This window comes from Vibrio sp. 10N.261.51.A3 (assembly GCF_041471965.1).
In the GTDB taxonomy this organism is placed as follows: Bacteria; Pseudomonadota; Gammaproteobacteria; order Enterobacterales; family Vibrionaceae; genus Vibrio; species Vibrio crassostreae_C.
In genome coordinates this window covers 1-21,855 of the sequence record NZ_JBFRPK010000020.1, presented here as the reverse complement: position 1 = coordinate 21,855, position 21,855 = coordinate 1, and the positions used below count along the sequence as shown (strand labels likewise).

At 45.9% G+C, this 21,855-nt stretch carries 17 protein-coding genes; 16 read left to right on the top strand and 1 reads right to left on the bottom strand.

Annotation, left to right across the window (positions count from 1 at the left end):
- Positions 1–102 precede the first annotated feature (102 nt).
- The 13 genes from rlmD (at position 103) to rpoS (ending at position 14,373) form a co-directional block, all read left to right on the top strand.
- Positions 103–1,422: a 23S rRNA (uracil(1939)-C(5))-methyltransferase RlmD gene (gene rlmD, locus AB4371_RS04890; protein WP_136978438.1), complete on the top strand. Its 1,320-nt coding sequence runs from the start codon at positions 103–105 to the stop codon at positions 1,420–1,422.
- 134 nt (positions 1,423–1,556) lie between these two features.
- Positions 1,557–3,779: a GTP diphosphokinase gene (gene relA, locus AB4371_RS04885; RefSeq protein WP_017059036.1), complete on the top strand. Its 2,223-nt coding sequence runs from the start codon at positions 1,557–1,559 to the stop codon at positions 3,777–3,779.
- 210 nt (positions 3,780–3,989) lie between these two features.
- The gene (mazG, locus tag AB4371_RS04880; RefSeq protein WP_136973764.1) at positions 3,990–4,787 is read left to right on the top strand and encodes a nucleoside triphosphate pyrophosphohydrolase; all 798 of its coding nucleotides are present in this window, start codon (positions 3,990–3,992) and stop codon (positions 4,785–4,787) included.
- A gap of 150 nt (positions 4,788–4,937) precedes the next feature.
- Positions 4,938–6,578 carry a CTP synthase gene (locus AB4371_RS04875; protein WP_372149164.1) on the top strand — a complete coding sequence of 547 codons (1,641 nt, stop codon included), beginning with the start codon at positions 4,938–4,940 and terminating at the stop codon, positions 6,576–6,578.
- A gap of 81 nt (positions 6,579–6,659) precedes the next feature.
- The gene (gene eno / locus AB4371_RS04870; RefSeq protein ID WP_017059033.1) at positions 6,660–7,958 is read left to right on the top strand and encodes a phosphopyruvate hydratase; all 1,299 of its coding nucleotides are present in this window, start codon (positions 6,660–6,662) and stop codon (positions 7,956–7,958) included.
- 401 nt (positions 7,959–8,359) lie between these two features.
- The gene (gene ftsB, locus AB4371_RS04865) at positions 8,360–8,641 is read left to right on the top strand and encodes a cell division protein FtsB (RefSeq protein ID WP_010435786.1); all 282 of its coding nucleotides are present in this window, start codon (positions 8,360–8,362) and stop codon (positions 8,639–8,641) included.
- On the top strand, positions 8,641–9,342 hold the full coding sequence (gene ispD / locus AB4371_RS04860) for a 2-C-methyl-D-erythritol 4-phosphate cytidylyltransferase (protein ID WP_372149162.1): 702 nt from the start codon (positions 8,641–8,643) through the stop codon (positions 9,340–9,342). The genes ftsB and ispD overlap by 1 nt, the downstream gene beginning before the upstream one ends.
- Positions 9,343–9,344: 2 nt before the next feature.
- A complete protein-coding gene (gene ispF / locus AB4371_RS04855; protein WP_017067356.1) occupies positions 9,345–9,824 on the top strand; it encodes a 2-C-methyl-D-erythritol 2,4-cyclodiphosphate synthase in 480 nt (159 codons plus the stop codon).
- A gap of 22 nt (positions 9,825–9,846) precedes the next feature.
- Positions 9,847–10,893 (top strand): tRNA pseudouridine(13) synthase TruD, encoded by a 1,047-nt coding sequence (gene truD, locus AB4371_RS04850; protein WP_102394113.1) that lies wholly within the window; start codon positions 9,847–9,849, stop codon positions 10,891–10,893.
- Positions 10,894–10,974: 81 nt separating this feature from the next.
- Positions 10,975–11,718 carry a 5'/3'-nucleotidase SurE gene (gene surE, locus AB4371_RS04845; protein WP_017059030.1) on the top strand — a complete coding sequence of 248 codons (744 nt, stop codon included), beginning with the start codon at positions 10,975–10,977 and terminating at the stop codon, positions 11,716–11,718.
- Positions 11,719–12,345, top strand: coding sequence for a protein-L-isoaspartate(D-aspartate) O-methyltransferase (locus AB4371_RS04840; protein WP_372128349.1), 627 nt, complete (start codon positions 11,719–11,721; stop codon positions 12,343–12,345).
- Positions 12,346–12,379: 34 nt separating this feature from the next.
- Positions 12,380–13,294, top strand: coding sequence for a murein hydrolase activator NlpD (gene nlpD, locus AB4371_RS04835; RefSeq protein WP_372128350.1), 915 nt, complete (start codon positions 12,380–12,382; stop codon positions 13,292–13,294).
- 98 nt (positions 13,295–13,392) lie between these two features.
- Positions 13,393–14,373, top strand: a complete 981-nt coding sequence (rpoS, locus tag AB4371_RS04830) for an RNA polymerase sigma factor RpoS (protein ID WP_017059027.1) — start codon at positions 13,393–13,395, stop codon at positions 14,371–14,373.
- 140 nt (positions 14,374–14,513) lie between these two features.
- On the opposite strand, the gene mutS is transcribed toward rpoS, so the two are convergent.
- Positions 14,514–17,075 carry a DNA mismatch repair protein MutS gene (gene mutS / locus AB4371_RS04825; RefSeq protein WP_372128351.1) on the bottom strand — a complete coding sequence of 854 codons (2,562 nt, stop codon included), beginning with the start codon at positions 17,073–17,075 and terminating at the stop codon, positions 14,514–14,516.
- Between the two features lie 124 nt (positions 17,076–17,199).
- On the opposite strand from mutS, the gene pncC reads away from it, so the two are divergent.
- The 3 genes from pncC to alaS all read left to right on the top strand — a co-directional run bounded on the left by pncC (position 17,200) and on the right by alaS (position 21,789).
- Entirely contained in the window at positions 17,200–17,694 is a 495-nt protein-coding gene (gene pncC, locus AB4371_RS04820) for a nicotinamide-nucleotide amidase (RefSeq protein WP_029235458.1), read from the top strand.
- A gap of 139 nt (positions 17,695–17,833) precedes the next feature.
- The gene (recA, locus tag AB4371_RS04815; protein ID WP_017056586.1) at positions 17,834–18,874 is read left to right on the top strand and encodes a recombinase RecA; all 1,041 of its coding nucleotides are present in this window, start codon (positions 17,834–17,836) and stop codon (positions 18,872–18,874) included.
- 332 nt (positions 18,875–19,206) lie between these two features.
- Positions 19,207–21,789, top strand: a complete 2,583-nt coding sequence (gene alaS / locus AB4371_RS04810) for an alanine--tRNA ligase (RefSeq protein ID WP_372149159.1) — start codon at positions 19,207–19,209, stop codon at positions 21,787–21,789.
- Positions 21,790–21,855: the final 66 nt, after the last annotated feature.

The window sequence follows — 21,855 nt, the reverse complement described above, 5'->3', positions numbered from 1 at the left end:
CGGTAAGCTTAATCAAAGCCGTGACGTTCGACAATGATTCCAAGACATAATAGTGAGTCCTGGATACCAATTACTTATTAAAAGATACATTAGGCACAAGCAATGGCACGTTTTTTCCAACCAAAAAAGAAAACTCAACTCGAGACCAAGCATCAATCGGTTTTGGTTGAACGAATGGATCACAATGGCGCTGGCATCGCTTATCAAAAGAATAAACCGGTTTTCATTGATGGCGCATTGCCCGGTGAGCAGGTGGTTATTCAACTTACTGAGAGCAAAAGTAAGTTTTCGCGAGCTAAACTCATCAAGTTATTGAAGCCGAGCGAGCAGCGTTTAAAGCCGTTTTGTAAGCACTTTAATCAGTGTGGTGGCTGTCACCTTCAACACCTAGGTTACTCTTCTCAGGTTGAGCATAAATCGCAATCTCTGACGCACCTGATGAGCCAATACCAAACGGCGAACACTGAAGTTGCACAACCTATTGTCGGTGATGAAACCGGTTATCGACGTCGCGCACGTATCAGCCTATTTGTTGATAAGAAGACACAACAGCTTCAATTCGGTTTCCGTAAGAAGCAGAGTAAGCAGATTGAAAACATCACCGACTGTGCCGTGCTTGATCCTCGCCTTAATGTGTTGCTGCCAAAACTGAAAAATTTACTGAACACTTTCAACAGCCTTACGTCTTTAGGACACGTTGAATTGGTGTTGGGCGATACTGGCCCTGTTATGGTTCTACGTCACCTTAAGCCTTTAGTTGAAAAAGATGAGCAAGCGCTGATTGCGTTAGCAAAAGAAGAAGGCGCTACGCTGTACTCGATGCCTGAAACCGATAAGTTGGCCCGTCTGGTTGGTGATGCGCCTAGCTACAGCGAAACTGGCGTGACGTTACCGTTTGAGCCAAACCACTTTATCCAAGTAAACCAGAAAGTGAATCAGCAGATGGTGGCTCAAGCGATTGAGTGGCTAGAACCTCAAGCGGATGAGCGAGTGCTAGACCTGTTTTGTGGTCTCGGTAACTTTAGTCTGCCTATCGCGCAACAATCGGCGTTTGTGGTTGGTGTAGAAGGCGTTGATGAAATGGTTCAGCAAGCCGCATCTAATGCAGCGTTAAACCAGTTAAGCAATACGGAATTTTACCAAGCTAACCTTGAAGAAGACTTATCTTCACAGCCTTGGGCAAAAGAGAAATTCGATAAAGTATTGCTTGACCCGGCACGTGCGGGAGCGAGTGGGATCGTTGATCAAATTTCAGCGTTAGGAGCGAAGCGTGTGGTTTATGTTTCGTGTAATCCTGCTACTCTAGCTAGAGATTCTGAGAGCTTAGAAAAACAAGGCTATCAATTAGCCAAACTGGGTATGTTGGACATGTTCCCACACACCAGTCATCTAGAATCGATGGCTCTCTTTATCAAGGCTTAGAGGCCCTTAAACAAGGCTTCAAATGAATCACAAAGGCGCAGGGAAGCCTGCGCTGATATCAATATGGTCGAACTAACTTGGAACCAGTTAGTCATATTGAATTGGGTATAAAACATAATAACTAGGAAGGCATGATGGTTGCGGTACGAAGCGCACATTTAAACCCAAGCGAACAGTTTGAGCTAGAAAGTTGGATTGCGTCATTGAATCAAGACGCAAAAACCTCGAATAAACTGATTAAAGTTTATCGTCACTGTGAAGAACTTTTAAAAGATCACGAGCAAGCATCGCTCTTGCTTTGGCGTGGCCGTGAGATGATCGAAATCTTGGTCACCTTGTCCATGGACCGTGCCACTTTAATTGCTGCACAACTTTTCCCCGTCGTCTCAAGCGGCGTTTTTGAGCGCGAAGCGTTTGAAGAAAGCTACGGTAAAGAAACCGTAAAGTTGATCGATGGCGTTGAAGAAATGGCGGCCTTAGGCCAGTTAAACGTGACCCTTGAAGGCAGTGCTGCCTCGGGTCAAGTTGATAACGTTCGACGCATGCTACTGGCTATGGTCGATGATTTCCGCTGCGTAGTCATCAAACTCGCTGAACGAATCTGTAACCTTATCGAGGTAAAAAAAGCGCCTGATGCTGTGCGTCGCGCGGCCGCAAAAGAGTGTTCTAACATCTATGCCCCACTGGCAAACCGTTTAGGTATCGGCCAACTTAAGTGGGAAATCGAAGATTACGCATTCCGCTACCAACAACCAGATACCTACAAGCAGATTGCAAAACAGCTGTCTGAGCGTCGTATCGTTCGTGAACAATACATCACAGATTTCGTTGATGATTTAACCGCAGAAATGCAGCGTTCAAACATCAATGCTGAAGTGAGTGGCCGACCAAAACACATCTACAGTATCTGGCGCAAAATGCAGAAGAAAGGCTTAGCCTTCGATGAGCTTTTTGACGTACGAGCAGTACGTATTATCGCTGACCAGCTGCAAGACTGTTACGCCGGCCTTGGGGTGGTACACACTAAATACAAGCACCTCCCGAGCGAATTTGATGACTATGTGGCGAACCCTAAGCCAAATGGTTACCAGTCGATTCATACCGTAGTACTTGGCCCTGAAGGCAAGACCATTGAGATTCAGATCCGTACTAAGCAAATGCACGAAGACTCTGAGCTTGGTGTGGCGGCGCACTGGAAGTACAAAGAAGGAGCTTCAAGCGGCCGTAGTGGCTACGATGAGAAAATCACTTGGTTGCGTAAACTTATCGACTGGCAAGAAGAGATGTCGGACTCTGGCGAGATGCTGGATGAGGTACGTAGCCAAGTCTTCGATGACCGTGTATACGCATTTACTCCACGTGGTGACGTGGTCGACTTACCAATGGGCGCAACCCCGTTGGATTTCGCCTACCACATCCACTCGATGGTCGGACACCGCTGTATCGGTGCCAAAGTAGCGGGGCGTATCGTACCGTTCACTCATAAACTATCGATGGGCGATCAAGTTGAGATCATCACGCAGAAAGAGCCGAACCCATCTCGTGACTGGTTAAATCCAACCACAGGTTTTGTTCATTCTGGTCGAGCTCGAGCGAAAATCAACGCTTGGTTCCGCGCACAAAGCCGTGAGAAAAACCTAGAAGCGGGTCGTGATATCCTGGAAGTTGAGCTAGCGAAAGTAGGCGCAACCCTAAAAGATGCTGATCAATACGCACTAAAACGCTTTAACGTGAATACGCCAGACGAACTCTATGCAGGTATTGGTAGTGGCGACTTGCGTATTAACCAAGTGGTTAATCACATCAATGCGCTAGTGAATAAGCCAACGGCGGAAGAAGAAGACAAGAAAGCGCTAGAGAAACTGCTTGAGTCGGAAAACAAGCCGGCACAACAGAGTCGTCCGAAGAAAGATGCGGTAGTGGTTGAGGGCGTTGATAACCTAATGACGCACCTAGCGCGTTGCTGTCAGCCAATCCCAGGTGATGTGATTAAAGGTTACATCACTCAAGGTCGTGGTATCTCAGTGCACCGCGCTGACTGTGAACAGCTAGGCGAGCTAAGCGTGCATGCGCCAGAACGTATCATTGATACCGTTTGGGGTAATGGCTTTGTCGGTTCATACATCCTAACGCTGCGTGTTGAAGCGCTAGAACGTAATGGCTTGTTGAAAGATATCACCTCACTGTTCTCGAATGAAAAGATCAGCGTGACCACAATGAAGAGCCGCATCGACTACAAGCGTCAGCTATCGGTAATGGATTTCGATTTGGAAGTGACCAATATTGAAATTCTGAGTCGCGTTACCAGCCGAGTAGAACAAATCAAAGATGTTATGTCAGTCAAAAGGTTGGGGTAGGCCAAAATACTATCCACGTCATTCCCTACAGTGAGGGACGAACGTGATAGGGAATCTCGTAAAGCGATTTGAGATCCCCAACTCGCTCATTCTTCGCTCTTGGGGATGACGGAAAGAATAGAAAGGTGAGTGGTTTTGGCTGCTCGCCTTTTTTAGTTTTAGAAGACGTTATAAATTTAAAAATCAAAGACAGTGAATAGGAAGAAAACGATGAATCACCCGATTGAACAACTTGAACAGATTATGACTAAGCTGCGCGATCCAGAAGGTGGCTGTCCTTGGGATTTGAAACAAAATTTTGAAACAATTGTGCCGCATACTATCGAAGAAACCTACGAGGTGGTGGACGCGATTCACAACAAAGATTGGCCGAACCTACAAGAAGAGTTGGGTGACTTGTTGTTTCAGGTGATCTTCTATAGCCAGTTAGCGAAAGAACAGGGGTTGTTTGAGTTCTCTGATGTGGTTGATGGCATTAACGAAAAGCTAACACGCCGCCATCCGCATGTGTTTTCTGATACCGAGTTTGCGAGCGATGAAGAAATTAATGCCAACTGGGAAGCTGAAAAAGCCAAAGAAAAAGCTCAGGCAGGCAAAACTCAAGAAAGTATTCTAGACTCAATACCAAACTCTCTACCTGCGCTTTCACGTGCTACAAAGATTCAAAAACAGGTAGCGAAATATGGCTTTGATTGGGACTCTATTGGCCCAGTGGCTAATAAGGTTTTAGAGGAAGTCGATGAGGTGCTGGAAGAGGCACTTCAAGTGACGCCAAATGAAGATTTGGTTGAAGAAGAGTTGGGAGACTTGCTGTTTGCGACGGTCAATTTGGTACGACATTTAGGTAAAAACCCAGAATCGGCACTCAATAAAGCCAATCTCAAGTTTTCGCGTCGCTTTAAAGGGGTGGAACAAAAAGTTCGTCAGCAAGATAAAAATTTGACTGACTTTTCACTACAACAGCTTGATTCCATGTGGGATGAAGTCAAAGTGGCGGAGAAAAGATAACCAAAGCTTTTATCATGAATTGATTTGAAGCAAAAAATAAAAAATAGCAGTGTGATAGATTTCACGTTGTGGCGATAAGGGGCTTCTGGTATATTTTCATCCCGTCCAGAAGTAGTCCATTTCCCTCATTCAACCAATTTCAGGTTAAACATGACGACAAATTACATTTTTGTTACTGGCGGGGTTGTATCCTCTCTAGGTAAAGGTATTGCTGCAGCATCTCTTGCAGCTATTTTAGAAGCTCGTGGTCTTAAAGTGACCATGATGAAGCTTGACCCTTACATCAACGTTGATCCAGGCACTATGAGCCCGACTCAGCACGGTGAAGTGTTCGTTACGGAAGATGGCGCTGAAACAGACCTTGACCTTGGTCACTATGAGCGATTCATTCGCACCAAGATGACTAAGCGTAACAACTTCACTGCAGGTCGTGTTTACTCAGACGTACTAGCAAAAGAGCGTCGCGGTGATTACCTAGGTGCAACAATTCAGGTTATCCCACACATCACTAACTCTATCAAAGAGCGTGTAATTGCTGGCGCAGCTGGCCACGATATCGCGATCGTTGAAGTTGGTGGTACGGTTGGTGATATCGAATCTCTACCATTCATGGAAGCGATTCGTCAGCTAGCAGTAGAACTAGGCCGTGAACGCGCAATGTTCATGCACCTTACTCTAGTGCCATACCTAGCAGCTGCGGGCGAAGTGAAAACTAAGCCAACGCAACACTCTGTAAAAGAGCTACTGTCTATTGGTATTCAGCCAGACATCCTAGTTTGTCGTTCAGACCGCAACATTCCTTCGAACGAGCGTAAGAAAATTGCTCTGTTCTGTAATGTGCAAGAAAATGCAGTTATTTCTATGCGCGATGTTGACTCTATCTACAAGATCCCTCAGCTTATTAAAGCTCAAGGTACTGATGAACTTGTATGTAAGCGTTTCGGCATCACAGCTCCAGAAGCAGACCTGTCTGAATGGGAACAAGTAATTTACGAAGAAGCTAACCCAACGGGTGAAGTGACGATTGGTATGGTTGGTAAGTACATTGAACTACCAGACGCATACAAATCAGTAAATGAAGCGCTAAAACACGCGGGCTTGAAAAATCGCCTAAGCGTTAATATTAAATACGTAGATTCACAAGACGTTGAGTCTCGTGGCTTAGAAGTTTTAGAAGGCCTAGATGCAATCCTAGTTCCTGGTGGCTTTGGTGACCGTGGTGTTGAAGGTAAGATTCTTGCTGCTCAATACGCTCGTGAAAACAAAGTACCGTACTTAGGTATCTGTCTAGGTATGCAAGTAGCACTTATCGAGTACGCTCGTAACGTTGCGAAAATGGAAGGGGCACACTCTTCTGAATTCTGTACTGAAACTAAGTACCCAGTTGTTGGTCTTATCACTGAGTGGACTGATGGCGAAGGTAAAGTTGAAGAGCGTACAGAAACATCTGACCTTGGCGGCACAATGCGTCTTGGTTCACAGCTTTGTCACCTAGCGAAAGGGACGAAAGCTTACGAATTATACGGTAGCGCGACGATCCATGAACGTCACCGTCACCGTTACGAAGTGAACAACAATCTTCGTCCACAAATCGAAAAAGCGGGCCTAAAAGTATCGGGTCTATCTGCGGACAAGAAACTGGTTGAAGTTATTGAGAACCCGAACCACCCATGGTTCGTTGCTGCTCAATTCCACCCAGAGTTCACTTCAACACCTCGCGATGGTCACCCATTGTTTGCAGGTTTCGTTAAAGCGGCTGGTGAGTTCCAGCGCGGCGAGTTAGAGAAGTAAAAAGGAATACAGGTAGCTGCGTAAGTTGTGCTGCTACCTTTAAATTTGACATTTATATATTCAACGAGAAGGAAACATTCAATGTCTAAGATCGTTAAAGTTCTAGGTCGTGAAATCATCGATTCACGTGGTAACCCAACTGTAGAAGCTGAAGTACACCTAGAAGGCGGTTTCGTAGGTATGGCTGCTGCTCCATCTGGCGCATCTACTGGTTCTCGCGAAGCTCTTGAGCTACGTGACGGCGACAAATCACGTTTCCTAGGTAAAGGTGTTCTTAAAGCTATTGAAGCTGTAAACGGCCCAATCGCTGAAGCTCTAGTTGGTACTGACGCTAAAGCACAAGCTGACGTTGACCAAATCATGCTTGACCTAGACGGTACTGATAACAAGTCTAAGTTCGGCGCGAACGCTATCCTAGCTGTATCTCTAGCTAACGCAAAAGCTGCTGCTGCTGCGAAAGGCATGCCTCTATACGAGCACATCGCTGAGCTAAACGGTACTGCTGGTCAGTTCTCTATGCCTCTACCAATGATGAACATCATCAACGGTGGTGAGCACGCAGATAACAACGTTGACATCCAAGAGTTCATGATCCAACCAGTTGGCGCTAAAACTCTTAAAGAAGGTCTACGTATCGGCGCTGAAGTATTCCACAACCTAGCTAAAGTTCTTAAGTCTAAAGGCTACAGCACTGCAGTTGGTGATGAAGGTGGTTTCGCTCCTAACCTTAAGTCTAACGCTGAAGCTCTAGAAGTTATCGCAGAAGCTGTTGCAGCTGCTGGTTACGAACTAGGTAAAGACGTTACTCTTGCTATGGACTGTGCAGCATCTGAGTTCTTCGACAAAGAAGCTGGCATCTACAACATGAAGGGCGAAGGTAAAACTTTCACTTCTGAAGAGTTCAACCACTACCTAGCTGAGCTAGCGAACAACTTCCCAATCGTTTCTATCGAAGACGGTCTTGACGAGTCAGATTGGGATGGCTTCAAGCACCAAACTGAACTTCTAGGCGACAAGCTTCAAATCGTTGGTGACGATCTGTTCGTTACAAACACTAAGATTCTTGCTGAAGGTATCGAGAAAGGCGTAGCTAACTCTATCCTTATCAAGTTCAACCAAATCGGTTCTCTAACAGAGACTCTAGCTGCTATCAAGATGGCTAAAGACGCTGGCTACACTGCAGTAATCTCTCACCGTTCTGGCGAAACTGAAGATGCAACTATCGCTGATCTAGCGGTAGGTACAGCTGCAGGTCAAATCAAAACTGGTTCTATGAGCCGTTCTGACCGTGTTGCTAAGTACAACCAACTTATCCGTATCGAAGAAGCTCTAGGTTCTAAAGCTCCTTACAACGGTCTTAAAGAAGTTAAAGGTCAATAATTCGTCCTATTTGGCACTGTAGCTGCGTTAACTGCAGAAGATTCACTAAGTCACATAGGAAACTATGCTCCATAGCTGAATCTTCTTTGTTGCCTTGCTACAGCACCAACTAGTTAGAATTATGCACTAATACTTTTGAATGCCTCGCTTATGCGGGGCATTTTTTTGTCTGTAGAAAACTGAATGAAAGAAGCTCTAGGCTCTAAAGCTCCTCCTTGTCACATATAAAGTTCGTCATTCCCTAGACTGACGAAGGAAGGAGTAGGGAATCTCATTGTTTTCCTGACAATGACTCCCCGACTTATTGATTCCCTGACACCACATATCTCGCACCAATAAGCTCATTATGGTATATATGTGCCTTATTCTAGTTCCTTCTTTTTCAACCGGCGAAAGGTGTTATGCGAATTTTTGCTTTAGTACTGCTCATAGTGTTTGGCTGGCTACAACACACACTGTGGCTCGGTAAAAATGGTATCTCTGATTACTACGGTGTGAACAACGAAATCCAAGTTCAACAGCAAGTAAATGAAAAGCTGCATATTCGAAATGCAGAAATGTTTGCTGAAATTGACGATCTACGCCAAGGCTTAGACGCGATAGAAGAACGCGCACGTCATGAACTTGGAATGGTCAAAGAAGGTGAAACGTTTTATCGCATCATTGGTGAGGAATCCCATTAATGTCGACTCAACTTCAAAGCGTGATTGCCGTTGTACCTGCGGCGGGCGTCGGTAGCCGAATGAAGGCAGACCGCCCTAAGCAATATCTCAAGATTCACGGCAAAACAATTTTAGAGCACACCATTGAGAAATTACTGTCTCACCCACAAGTCGCTCAAATTGTCGTTGCGATCAGCGATGATGACCCATACTACCCTGATCTAGCACTCAACCTGAACCCGCAAGTGATCAGAGTGTCAGGCGGAAGCGAGCGAGCGGACTCTGTACTCTCTGCGCTAAACTATATCGCTGAGCAGCAGCTTAGTGATTGGGTAATGGTTCACGATGCGGCAAGGCCGTGTGTTCAGCTAAGTGATATCGACAAGCTAATTTCAGGCGCGATGAACCACGATGTCGGGGCTATTTTGGCCGCGCCCGTTCGTGACACGATGAAGCGAGGTGCCCAAGGGCAGATTGAGCATACCGTTGAACGAGCTGATCTATGGCACGCACTGACGCCGCAAATGTTTAGAGCAGAACCTCTCTGGAATACATTAAGTGAGGCGCTTCAACAAGGTGTTTCAATTACCGATGAAGCTTCAGCCTTTGAGTGGAAAGGTTTATCGCCCGCATTAATCGCTGGGCGTTCAGATAATTTTAAGATTACTCAGCCAGAAGATTTAGCGCTCGCTGAGTTCTATTTAAGTCAGAATAAGGAATAATGATGATTCGTATTGGCCATGGCTTTGATGTACATAAGTTTGGTGGTGAAGGCCCGGTAATTATTGGTGGCGTGAGCGTCCCTTATGAACAAGGTCTTATTGCACACTCAGACGGTGATGTTGCCCTACATGCGTTATGTGACGCTCTATTAGGTGCGATTGCTGCGGGTGATATTGGACGTCATTTCCCAGACACTGATGACGAATGGAAAGGTGCGGATAGCCGTGAGCTATTGAAAGATGTTTATCGTCGAGTAAAAGAGCAAGGCTACGTGATTGGTAATGCCGATATTACTATCATGGCGCAAGCACCAAAAATGGCGCCTCATATAGACTCTATGTGCCAAGCTATTGCACAAGACTTAGAAACCAGCATCAGTAATGTGAATGTAAAAGCGACGACCACAGAGCGTTTAGGTTTTACAGGTCGCAAAGAGGGCATCGCATGTGAAGCGGTGGTCCTAATTACCAAAAGTGCGTAAGCACCAACACGAAAAGAACAGCATGTCAGATATTTTATCTTCATTGGCTTATCTAAACGGTAAACCAACTGCGAAAGCAAAACTAAAAGCAAAAGCCGAACACTTTGTCGTTAATGAAGACTTGGGTTTTGAATTTACCGGCGAAGGCGAGCATCTCATGGTTCGCATCCGTAAAACGGGTGAGAACACGAGCTTCGTGGCCAATGAGCTGGCTAAAGCTTGCGGTGTTAAGTCGAAAGACGTGAGCTGGGCGGGTTTGAAAGACCGCCACGCTGTGACAGAGCAGTGGTTGAGTGTACACCTACCAAAAGGTGAGCCTGACTTTTCAGGGTTCTTAGCACAGTACCCAAGCATTGAGATCTTGGCGACAGCAAGACACAACAAAAAGTTACGTCCGGGTGATTTAGTTGGCAACCAATTCGAGCTGACTTTGTCTGAAGTAACAGACTGTGATGATGTCGTAAAACGTTTGGAAAAAGTCGCTCAAGTCGGTGTGCCAAATTACTTCGGTGCTCAGCGTTTTGGTAATGAAGGTAACAACTTATCTGAAGCTCGTCGTTGGGGCCGTGATAACGTTCGTACTCGTAACCAGAATAAGCGCAGCTTGTACCTTTCTGCGGCTCGCTCGTGGATTTACAACCTGATCCTGTCGGACCGTATTGAGCAAGATGCGTTTGCATCGGCATTGGTTGGCGATATTGTCATGAAAGACGGCGCTCAACTGGCAGTAACAGCAGACAACATTGAAGCTGTAAACCAAGACATTGCGAACGGTTCTGCTTTGATAACTGTTGCTTTGGCTGGCGATAATGCCTTACCAACGATTGATGAGTCTCAAGCGTTAGAGCAAAAACATCTTGATTCTGAACCGGATCTAATGGCTCTGATTCGTGGTAACCGTATGCGTCATGATCGCCGTGAAGCATCGTTAAAACCAACCGATTTAACTTGGGAAGTGAACGAAGATAATGTCACTCTTAAGTTCTCTCTAGACGCAGGTTGTTTCGCAACCGCTATCGTTCGAGAGTTGGTTGAAGAAGTACACGTAGAGAGAACCTACGAGCAATAACGATTCTGCTTGGAGCTGAGTCACTTGATATTGGAATTTAAGTGACTTGGCTTAGCATGGGAACAAAAGAAAGGATACAAGATGAAGATTTTACTCAGCAATGATGATGGTGTGCACGCTCAAGGTATTCATGAGCTGGCAAATGAGCTACGTGATCTTGCTGACGTTATCATTGTTGCCCCTGACCGTAATCGCTCGGGTGCGTCAAATTCATTAACTTTAGAACAGCCTCTGCGTGTTCAAGAGATTACTGAAAATACCTATTCGGTACAAGGAACACCGACCGACTGTGTGCATTTTGCGTTAAACGAACTGCTAAAGAATGACATGCCTGATCTGGTATTAACGGGCATTAATCACGGTGCTAACCTGGGTGATGACGTGCTTTATTCCGGCACGGTGGCTGCAGCAATGGAAGGGCATTTTCTAGGCGTTCAATCGGTAGCGTTTTCTCTGGTGGGAAAAAAACATTTTAAGACAGCGGCAGCGATTGCTCGTCGTATTGTCGAACAACATTTAGCAAACCCAATCCCGACCAACCGCTTGTTGAACGTAAACGTTCCTGATTTAGCCTTAGAACAATTGTCTGGTACTCAGGTGACGCGCTTAGGTGCTCGTCATCACGCTGAAGATATGATCAAGCAAAAAGACCCGCGTGGTCACGATATCTATTGGCTTGGCCCTCCGGGTAAAGAGCAAGATGCCGGTGAAGGTACCGATTTTTACGCGATTGAGCATGGCTTTGTGTCGGTAACACCGTTGCAGGTTGATCTGACGGCGCATGAGTCGTTGGGTGCGATGGCAACATGGTTAGGGGAGAAGTAAGTGAGTAATCCGCAAGCTGAGCGTTTAATTACTTTCCTGATTGAAAATGGTATTCAGGATCAAAAGGTTCTTGATGCGATTTACCAACTGCCGAGAGAGAGCTTTTTATCACAGGCGATGTATCACCAAGCCTATGATAATAATGCGCTGCCTATCGGTCAGGGTCAGACAATCTCACAGCCATACATTGTTGCTAAAATGACAGAACTACTTGAATTACAACAAGATAGCCGTGTCTTGGAGATCGGAACGGGTTCTGGTTACCAAACTGCGGTATTGGCTCAACTTGTTGATCATGTGTATTCGGTTGAAAGAATAAAGTCGCTACAATGGGATGCCAAGCGTAGGTTGAAGCAACTCGATTTCTACAATATCTCAACTAAGCACGGTGATGGTTGGCAAGGTTGGTCTTCAAAAGCCCCTTTTGATGCGATTATTGTCACCGCCGCTGCAGAGTCGATTCCTCAAGCGCTTCTGCAACAGCTGAAAGATAGCGGTCGTTTACTGATTCCTGTCGGTGATGACGAACAGCAACTATTGAAGATCGTTCGACACGGCGATGAGTTTTTATCGAGTGTTATCGAGATGGTGAGATTTGTACCTCTTGTTCCTGGTGAGCTAGCTTAATAAAAGACTAATGGTGTAGGTGGATAGAGAGTCGATGCGTTCGAAGTTGTTAAAAGGAAGTACTTTACTGCTTAGCTGTGCCCTTGTTGGGTGTGCAGCGAATTCGCCTGCGCCCGTTTCAAACCTAAACAAGAATTACTCATCGATTGATCGTGGTAGTTATCGTGGCAGTTACTATGAAGTTAAAAAAGGCGATACCCTTTACTTCATTGCTTATGTCACCAATAAAGACGTTAAAGACCTCATCGGTTATAACAAGTTGTCTGCTCCTTACACTATCCACCCAGGGCAGAAGCTTAAGTTATGGCGTCCTAGCTACAACGCGCCAGCGTATGGTAAATCAACGGTAGCGGCAGCAGCAGTTGCTGCGCCTGTCGCGGCATCGACAACGTCATCTGCGGCAAGTAAACCTAAAACCACATCGCAACCGAGCAAAAACTCTAAACCGGCTCCAGCTCAAACTACCACCAAAGTGGTGAAAAAAGATCCACCAAAGAAGGTTGAACAATCCAAATCAAAGGAGTATGTTGGTTCTAAAGGTAAACAGAATGTTACACCGCCCACCAAACCAACAAGTGATAAAGTATCCAAATGGTTATGGCCAACTAAAGGGAGAGTAATCAAGAGTTTCTCTGTAGGCGAACAAGGAAATAAAGGCATAGACATAGCAGGACAGCGAGGTCAGCCAATAGTATCTACTGCAGGGGGAACGGTTGTTTATTCGGGTAATGCACTACGAGGCTACGGCAATCTAGTGATTGTGAAGCACAATGATAATTACTTAAGTGCATACGCGCACAACGACCGACTATTAGTATCTGAAGGGCAAAGTGTGAAACCAGGGCAGAAGATTGCAACAATGGGAAGCTCTGGAGCCAGCAGTGTTAGGCTGCACTTTGAGATTCGTTACCAAGGTAAGTCCGTTAATCCAAAACGATATTTACCTTAAATACAATATGCAAAAATTACGTATTGTATGGAGTGACATAGTCATTTAGCGACATATGAAGTTGTAATGTCATGCTAATTTCGCCAGGGGGAGGCGTTATGAGTATAAGCAATGCAGTAACCAAAGAAGAGTTCGATCTTGACCAAGCAACCACGGAACCGGAAGCTCTTGGAAAAGCAAAACGAACAGTCACTAAGAAAACCGAAGCGAAAGAAGAAGTTGAAGTTACGTCTAAAAGTTTAGATGCCACTCAACTCTACTTAGGCGAAATTGGTTTCTCACCACTACTAACCGCTGAAGAAGAAGTGCTATATGCACGTCGAGCTCTACGCGGTGATGAAGCAGCACGTAAACGCATGATCGAAAGTAACCTGCGTTTAGTGGTAAAAATTTCACGTCGTTATAGCAACCGCGGCCTTGCACTTCTCGATCTAATCGAAGAAGGCAACCTAGGTTTGATTCGCGCCGTAGAGAAGTTTGATCCAGAGCGTGGCTTCCGCTTCTCAACTTACGCGACATGGTGGATTCGTCAAACCATTGAACGTGCGTTAATGAATCAGACTCGCACTATCCGTTTGCCAATCCATGTTGTGAAAGAGCTGAACATCTACCTACGTACTGCAAGAGAGCTATCACAAAAGCTTGACCATGAACCAACGGCAGAAGAAATTGCTTCTAAGCTAGATAAGCCGGTTGGTGATGTGAGCAAGATGCTTCGTCTAAACGAAAGAGTGAGCTCTGTTGATACGCCAATTGGTGGTGACGGTGAGAAAGCGCTGTTGGATATTATTCCAGACATCAATAATTCAGATCCTGAGGTTTCAACTCAAGATAGCGATATCAAGAACTCGTTGATTTTCTGGCTTGATGAGCTGAATCCTAAGCAGAAAGAGGTGCTTGCGCGTCGCTTTGGACTACTGGGTTATGAACCGTCAACATTAGAAGAAGTGGGCCGCGAAATCAGCCTGACTCGTGAACGTGTTCGTCAAATCCAAGTTGAAGGTCTTCGCCGTCTACGTGAGATTCTTATCAAGCAAGGTCTGAATATGGAAAACCTGTTCAACGTAGAAAACGACTAATTGAACGGATGATGCTTCTCTAAATAGAAGACAAATAAAAACGCTGACTTTAAGTCAGCGTTTTTTTGTTTGTGGCTTTGGTATTTCATGCCGTCTAATCAAAATAGCAGTACGGCCATAACAAGCTACTTGGTAAGAAACTAAAGCAGCTTCTTCAAGCGGTAAAGTTCTTCTAATGCTTGGCGAGGTGTTAGATCATCAGGATCAACATTCGCTAGTGCTTGCTCCACTTCACTCGGTTCAGGGATCAGGCTCAGTTGGTTCGCGATATCAACACCACTTGGCTTCGATGTCGGAGACTCAATACTCAATGCCTCGAGCTGTGTTAGCTTCGCGCGAGCGTTTTTGATCACGGCTTTTGGTACACCCGCCAACCCTGCAACCGCTAGGCCGTAAGACTTACTCGCAGCGCCTTCTTGAACCGCATGCATAAAGGCAATGCTATCGCCGTGTTCTACTGCGTCTAAGTGGACGTTAGCCAGCGTTGGAAGCTGGTTCGGTAGCTCGGTTAGCTCGAAGTAGTGTGTTGCAAACAGCGTCATCGCATTGATCTGATTCGCTAGCCATTCCGCGCTTGCCCACGCCAATGACAAACCATCGTAAGTACTGGTACCACGGCCAATTTCGTCCATTAGCACAAGGCTGTTTGGTGTTGCATTGTGCAGAATATTAGCGGTCTCTGTCATTTCAACCATGAAGGTTGAACGACCAGAAGCCAGATCATCCGATGCACCAATACGAGTAAAGATACGGTCGATAGAGCCAATCGTCGCGCTTTCAGCTGGCACATAACAACCGATATGGGCCATCAATGCGATAAGTGCAGTTTGGCGCATGTAGGTCGATTTACCACCCATGTTGGGACCCGTGATGATCAGCATCTTACGTTGATCATTCAGGTCGATAGGGTTAGCAATGAAAGGTTCGTCCATCACTTGTTCAACAACAGGGTGACGACCGGCCTGAATTTGTACGCCAGCAGACTCTGTCATGGTTGGACGACAGTAATCAAGGGTATCTGCACGCTCAGCCAAGTTCTGTAGAACATCAAGCTGAGATACTGAAGAGGCGATATTTTGTAGGCGCTCTAGATACGGCAGTAGTAAGTCAAACAACTCTTCCCACAGCTGTTTCTCGATAGCGAGTGCTTTCGACTTAGAGTTAAGTACTTTGTCTTCGTGCTCTTTTAGCTCAGGAATGATGTAACGCTCAGCATTTTTCAGCGTTTGACGACGAACATAGTGTGGCGGCACAAGATGGCTTTGCCCACGGCTTACTTGAATGAAGAAACCATGTACGTTGTTGTAGCCAACTTTTAGCGTGTCGATGCCATGACGTTCACGCTCTTCTTGCTCAAGCTTATCAAGAAATTCAGTTGCGCCTGCTGCAAGGTCGCGCCATTCGTCTAACTCGGTATTGTAGCCTTCTGCAATCACACCACCGTCACGGATAACCACCGGTGGGTTCTCTTTGATTGCACGTTCAAGCAGCTCAGAAACCTCATCCACAGGAGAAGCATATTGAGCAAGTTGAGTTAGGTATGGGTGCTTCAGTTGCGTCAGTGTTTCAGCAAGCTCTGGCAAATATTCCATTGCTTGGCGAAGACGCGCCATATCGCGAGGGCGAGCAGAGCGAAGTGCTAATCGAGCGAGAATACGTTCGATATCACCAATCTGTTTTAAGGTTGGCTGTAGTTCTGTGAATAGAGCCAAATCTTTCATTTCACCAATTGCATCTAAGCGCTGATCGAGTGCAGATATATTGCGCATTGGTTGATGTAACCAACGCTTAAGCATACGGCTACCCATTGCTGTCGCAGTGTGATCAAGTACTTCGGCAAGGGTGTTATCAGTACCACCCCCAAGATTTTGCGTGATCTCCAAATTACGACGAGTTGCAGCATCAAGGATCACCGAGTGATCTTGTTTATCCATCGTGAGTGAACGGATATGAGGGAGGGCAGTACGTTGGGTATCTTTCACGTATTGGATCAAACAACCAGCCGCACATAGACCCAGTTTCGCGCTTTCTACGCCAAAGCCAACCAGATCGCGAGTACCAAACTGCTTATTCAATTGCTGCTTAGCGGTGTCTAATTCAAATTCCCATACAGGGCGGCGGCGGTTGCCATTACGGCTTGCCATTAAATCGACGGGTTCGAAATCTTCAGGGAACAGCAGCTCACGCGGAGAGGTTCTTTGTAGCTCAGCGGCCATCGCTTCTTCTGTTTCTGGCTCGCAAAGTTGGAATCGGCCAGAGGTAATATCAAGTGTCGCATAACCGAATTTACCGTTGTGGTGATAAATGGCTGCAATTAGGTTATCAACGCGTTCAGAAAGCAAGGCTTCGTCGGTTACGGTACCCGGTGTCACGATACGCACTACTGCGCGCTCAACAGGGCCTTTTGAAAGTGCTGGATTACCAATCTGTTCACAAATTGCTACGGACTCACCAAGTTGCACTAACTTTGCAAGGTATCCTTCAACCGCATGGTATGGAACACCTGCCATCGGAATCGGTTCACCATTTGATGAGCCACGCTTAGTCAGTGAAATATCGAGGAGTTGAGAGGCTTTTTTAGCGTCATCGTAGAAAAGCTCGTAGAAATCGCCCATGCGGTAGAACAGCAGAATTTCTGGGTTTTCTGCTTTCAGTTTTAGATACTGCTGCATCATGGGAGTATGTTTTTGATCGGCTTTCACAGTTAACTTCTTTCGTTTATTTCTATTGCGGCTTAGGATACGTGAAAGCGTTTCGTGCGAAAAGCGGCTGATGCGAAAAGATGCGAATCCAAATGATATGACAGTAAATAAAGGGAAGCAGATGATGCAGATGACTCAAGACCTTAGTGAGCAGCTTGGACATTTACTCGCTAAACACAAACACGTGTTAGTGACGGCTGAATCTTGCACTGGCGGAGGTGTCGCGAGTGCAGTCACCGATATTGCGGGCAGCTCTGGATGGTTTGATCGCGCTTTTGTTACGTACAGCAATGAAGCCAAACAAGAGATGATCGGTGTACAGCTTAAAACCTTAATGGAGTTCGGCGCCGTGAGTGAGCCTGTCGTAATAGAAATGGCGAGCGGGGCATTGCAACATTCAAACGGGACGATCTCTGTATCAATCAGTGGCATCGCTGGCCCAGGTGGCGCGACCGAAGATAAGCCTGTTGGTACAGTATGCTTCGCGTGGAAAGCGCTAAATGGCTGGGATAAAGTAGAAACGCATGTATTTACAGGCGACAGATCACAAGTACGCCAACAAGCCACGCACCATGCCCTGCAAGTTATTTATGATTACCTATCAATGGAAGGTAAGTAACATTTGTACAAATTATTTTCACACAGGTATAGACACTGTATGAATCAACAGTATAATGAAAGCCAATTAGTCACCCCTATGTGGGTTAGAAATAGATTCTAGATCGCTTGTTGAGACAACCGATTATGTGGAGATAGAAATGGACGAGAATAAACAAAAAGCGTTAGCCGCAGCCCTTGGTCAGATTGAAAAGCAATTTGGTAAAGGTTCTATCATGCGTCTTGGTGATAACCGCACAATGGACGTAGAAACTATTTCTACAGGTTCTCTATCTCTAGATATCGCACTAGGTGCTGGTGGCCTACCGATGGGACGTATCGTAGAAGTTTACGGTCCAGAATCATCAGGTAAAACAACGCTAACGCTTGAGCTTATTGCTGCAGCACAGAAAGTGGGAAAGACGTGTGCATTCGTTGATGCGGAGCACGCACTAGACCCTATCTACGCTCAAAAGCTTGGTGTTGATATCGATGCACTTCTTGTTTCTCAACCAGATACTGGTGAGCAAGCGCTGGAAATCTGTGATGCACTGGCTCGTTCAGGTGCAATCGACGTTCTTGTTATTGACTCAGTAGCAGCCCTAACACCAAAAGCAGAAATCGAAGGCGAAATGGGCGACAGCCACATGGGTCTTCAGGCTCGTATGCTTTCTCAAGCAATGCGTAAGCTGACGGGTAACCTTAAGCAGTCTAACTGTATGGCTATCTTCATTAACCAAATTCGTATGAAAATTGGTGTGATGTTCGGTAACCCAGAAACAACAACAGGTGGTAACGCACTTAAGTTCTACGCATCTGTTCGTCTTGATATTCGCCGTACTGGTGCGATTAAAGATGGTGATGAAGTTGTTGGTAACGAAACTCGTATCAAGGTCGTTAAGAACAAGATTGCTGCACCATTCAAACAAGCTGAGACTCAAATCCTTTACGGTAAAGGCTTCAACCGCGAAGGTGAGCTTATCGACTTAGGTGTTAAGAATAAGCTAGTAGAAAAAGCAGGCGCTTGGTACAGCTACAAAGGCGATAAGATCGGCCAAGGTAAAGCTAACGCTGGTAAATACCTACGTGAAAACCCAGAAGTTGCTCTAGAGATCGATACTAAACTTCGTGAGTTACTACTGACTCCTGCTGTTCTTGAAGAGAAAGACGTAGAGAAAGAAGAAGAAAACGAAGAGCTATAAGCTCACGTTTTATAGAGTGGATGTTTGAAAGAAGCATCCGCTTTGAAAGAATTTAAAGCCTCGCATATTTTATGCGGGGCTTTTTTATTGGATCTGCTCCGTCGAGCATGTCTTTGGTCAAATCTCTCTCGTTGACTGAGTTTCTTCGGTACTAGGTTGTCAATTTAGTTCTGCTTTTCCACGGCAAGATATAGTGGAATATTCTTCATTTTATCGAATTCCCACTAAAATCCTGCCCAAGGGTGTCTTTTCTACAAGAAAACTAGTCGAAGCCTTAACCATGATCTACAATACGGCAAAATTCTAACTCGACTATTTTCAGGAAGAGCTGCATGTACATGAGCACTGATGAGGTTCGCAACGCGTTCCTTAAGTTCTTTGAGAGCAAAGAACACCAAATCGTAGACAGTTCATCGTTAGTTCCACATAACGATCCAACCCTGCTATTCACTAACGCAGGTATGAACCAATTCAAAGATTGCTTCTTAGGCGCCGAAAAGCGTGCCTACACTCGAGCAACTACGGCTCAGCGTTGTGTACGTGCGGGTGGTAAACACAATGACCTTGAAAACGTAGGTTTCACGGCTCGTCACCACACGTTCTTCGAAATGCTAGGCAACTTCAGCTTTGGCGACTACTTCAAAGAAGAAGCGATTGGATTTGCTTGGGAATTCCTGACTGAAACTCTTCAACTGCCAAAAGATCGTCTACTGGTAACGGTATACGAGACAGATGATGAAGCATTCGATATCTGGAACAAGAAAGTAGGTGTTCCTGCTGACCGTATCGTTCGCATTGGCGACAAAGAAGGCGGTAAACAGTTCGAGTCTGATAACTTCTGGACGATGGGTGACACAGGTCCTTGTGGTCCATGTACTGAAATCTTCTACGATCACGGTGAGCACATCTGGGGCGGCCGTCCTGGTACACCTGAAGAAGATGGTGACCGTTTCATCGAGATCTGGAACAACGTATTCATGCAGTTCAACCGTCACGCTGACGGCACAATGGAACCGCTACCTAAGCCTGCTGTAGATACAGGTATGGGTATTGAGCGTATTTCTGCAATCATGCAGGGCGTTCACTCTAACTACGAAATTGATGTATTCCAAAAGCTAATCAAAGCGACTGCGGAAGTTGTTGGTCATGACGATCTATCTAACCAATCGCTACGCGTTATTGCTGACCACATCCGTTCTTGTTCATTCCTAATTGCTGACGGTGTTATGCCTTCAAACGAAGGTCGTGGCTACGTTCTACGTCGTATCATCCGTCGTGCAGTTCGTCACGGTAACAAGCTTGGCGCACAAGGCGTGTTCTTCCACAAACTTGTGGGCGTACTGGCTGAAGTGATGGGCTCTGCGGCAGATGAACTTAAGAAACAGCAAGAGCTGGTTGAAAAAGTACTTCGCATTGAGGAAGAGAACTTTGGTCGTACGCTAGAGCGCGGCATGGTTATTCTTAATGACGCACTAGATGCACTTGAAGGCAAAGAGCTTGACGGCGAAACAGTTTTCAAACTTTACGATACATACGGCTTCCCAGCTGACCTTACTAACGATGTAGCTCGCGAACGCGATTTTACTATCGATGAAGAAGGCTTTGAGAAGGCGATGGAAGCACAGCGTAAGCGTGCACGTGAAGCAGGCCAATTCGGCACGGATTACAACGCGACAATCAAAGTAGACACCAACACTGAGTTCTGTGGTTACACAGCAACTGAAGGTGCTGGTGAAATCTCTGCGCTATTCGTTGACGGCGAAGAAGTATCTTCACTATCGGCTGGCGACAAAGCAATCATCATCCTTGAAGAGACACCATTCTACGCTGAGTCAGGCGGTCAATGTGGTGATGCTGGTACACTAAAAACAGCGTCGGGTCTTTTCAAAGTACAAGACACTCAGAAGCTAGGTAACGCATTTGCGCACCACGGTGAGCTAGTTGAAGGTGTATTTGCTAAGGGCGATAAAGTAGAAGCAACGGTTGACGCTGAGCGTCGAGCTGCTATCTCACTAAACCACTCTGCCACTCACTTACTTCACTCTGCATTGCGCGAAGTGCTAGGTGAGCACGTTGCTCAGAAAGGTTCTTTAGTTAAGCCAGACAACCTACGTTTTGACTTCTCTAACCTTGAAGCGGTAACACCAGCACAGATTAAAGAAGTAGAGCGTCTAGTTAACGCACAAGTTCGTAAGAACCATGTGATTGAAACGAACATCATGGACATCGAGTCAGCGAAAGAAAAAGGTGCAATGGCACTGTTTGGCGAGAAGTACGATGATGAAGTTCGCGTTCTATCTATGGGCGATTTCTCTACTGAACTTTGTGGTGGTATCCACGCAAGCAACACGGGTGATATCGGCCTATTCAAGATCACTTCTGAAGGTGGTATTGCTGCGGGTATTCGTCGTATTGAAGCGGTAACAGGTGAAGCTGCACTAGATGCAGTAGAAGCTCAGGCTAACGCTTACGAAGAGAAACTTGCTGAATCAGCTAAGAAAGCGAAATCGCTAGAGAAAGAAATCCAACTGCTTAAAGAAAAGATGGCTGCTGCAGAAAGCGCAAACATCATGGGCAAAGTAGAAGACATCTCTGGTACTAAATTTTTGGTTGCTGCAATTGAAGGCGCAGACAACAAGAACCTACGTACTATGGTTGATAACGCTAAAAACCAAGTAGGTAGCGGCATCATCCTGATCGCGAACGTAGCAGACGGTAAAGTTGGCTTGATTGCTGGTGTAACCAAAGACCTAATCGGCAAAGTAAAAGCGGGTGATCTCGTCAAGATGGTTGCTGAGCAAGTTGGCGGTAAAGGCGGCGGTCGTCCAGATATGGCTCAAGCGGGCGGTACAGACGTTGCAGCACTGCCAGAAGCGCTTAAATCTGTGCGTACTTGGCTAGAAGAGCGTCTTTAAGCTTAAGTAATTGATACAAAGATGCCCAATCAGTTGATTGGGCATCTTTTATTGTGCGCCGAGCAT

What these genes read in the sequence shown, in the direction of transcription:
- AB4371_RS04875 (WP_372149164.1), top strand. Translation starts at nt 4,938, where the DNA reads ATGACGACAAATTACATTTTTGTTACTGGCGGGGTTGTATCCTCTCTA.
- eno (WP_017059033.1), top strand. Translation starts at nt 6,660, where the DNA reads ATGTCTAAGATCGTTAAAGTTCTAGGTCGTGAAATCATCGATTCACGT.
- ispD (WP_372149162.1), top strand. Translation starts at nt 8,641, where the DNA reads ATGTCGACTCAACTTCAAAGCGTGATTGCCGTTGTACCTGCGGCGGGC.
- ispF (WP_017067356.1), top strand. Translation starts at nt 9,345, where the DNA reads ATGATTCGTATTGGCCATGGCTTTGATGTACATAAGTTTGGTGGTGAA.
- alaS (WP_372149159.1), top strand. Translation starts at nt 19,207, where the DNA reads ATGTACATGAGCACTGATGAGGTTCGCAACGCGTTCCTTAAGTTCTTT.
- mazG (WP_136973764.1), top strand. Translation starts at nt 3,990, where the DNA reads ATGAATCACCCGATTGAACAACTTGAACAGATTATGACTAAGCTGCGC.
- surE (WP_017059030.1), top strand. Translation starts at nt 10,975, where the DNA reads ATGAAGATTTTACTCAGCAATGATGATGGTGTGCACGCTCAAGGTATT.
- truD (WP_102394113.1), top strand. Translation starts at nt 9,847, where the DNA reads ATGTCAGATATTTTATCTTCATTGGCTTATCTAAACGGTAAACCAACT.
- relA (WP_017059036.1), top strand. Translation starts at nt 1,557, where the DNA reads ATGGTTGCGGTACGAAGCGCACATTTAAACCCAAGCGAACAGTTTGAG.
- pncC (WP_029235458.1), top strand. Translation starts at nt 17,200, where the DNA reads ATGCAGATGACTCAAGACCTTAGTGAGCAGCTTGGACATTTACTCGCT.
- rpoS (WP_017059027.1), top strand. Translation starts at nt 13,393, where the DNA reads ATGAGTATAAGCAATGCAGTAACCAAAGAAGAGTTCGATCTTGACCAA.
- nlpD (WP_372128350.1), top strand. Translation starts at nt 12,380, where the DNA reads ATGCGTTCGAAGTTGTTAAAAGGAAGTACTTTACTGCTTAGCTGTGCC.
- ftsB (WP_010435786.1), top strand. Translation starts at nt 8,360, where the DNA reads ATGCGAATTTTTGCTTTAGTACTGCTCATAGTGTTTGGCTGGCTACAA.
- recA (WP_017056586.1), top strand. Translation starts at nt 17,834, where the DNA reads ATGGACGAGAATAAACAAAAAGCGTTAGCCGCAGCCCTTGGTCAGATT.
- rlmD (WP_136978438.1), top strand. Translation starts at nt 103, where the DNA reads ATGGCACGTTTTTTCCAACCAAAAAAGAAAACTCAACTCGAGACCAAG.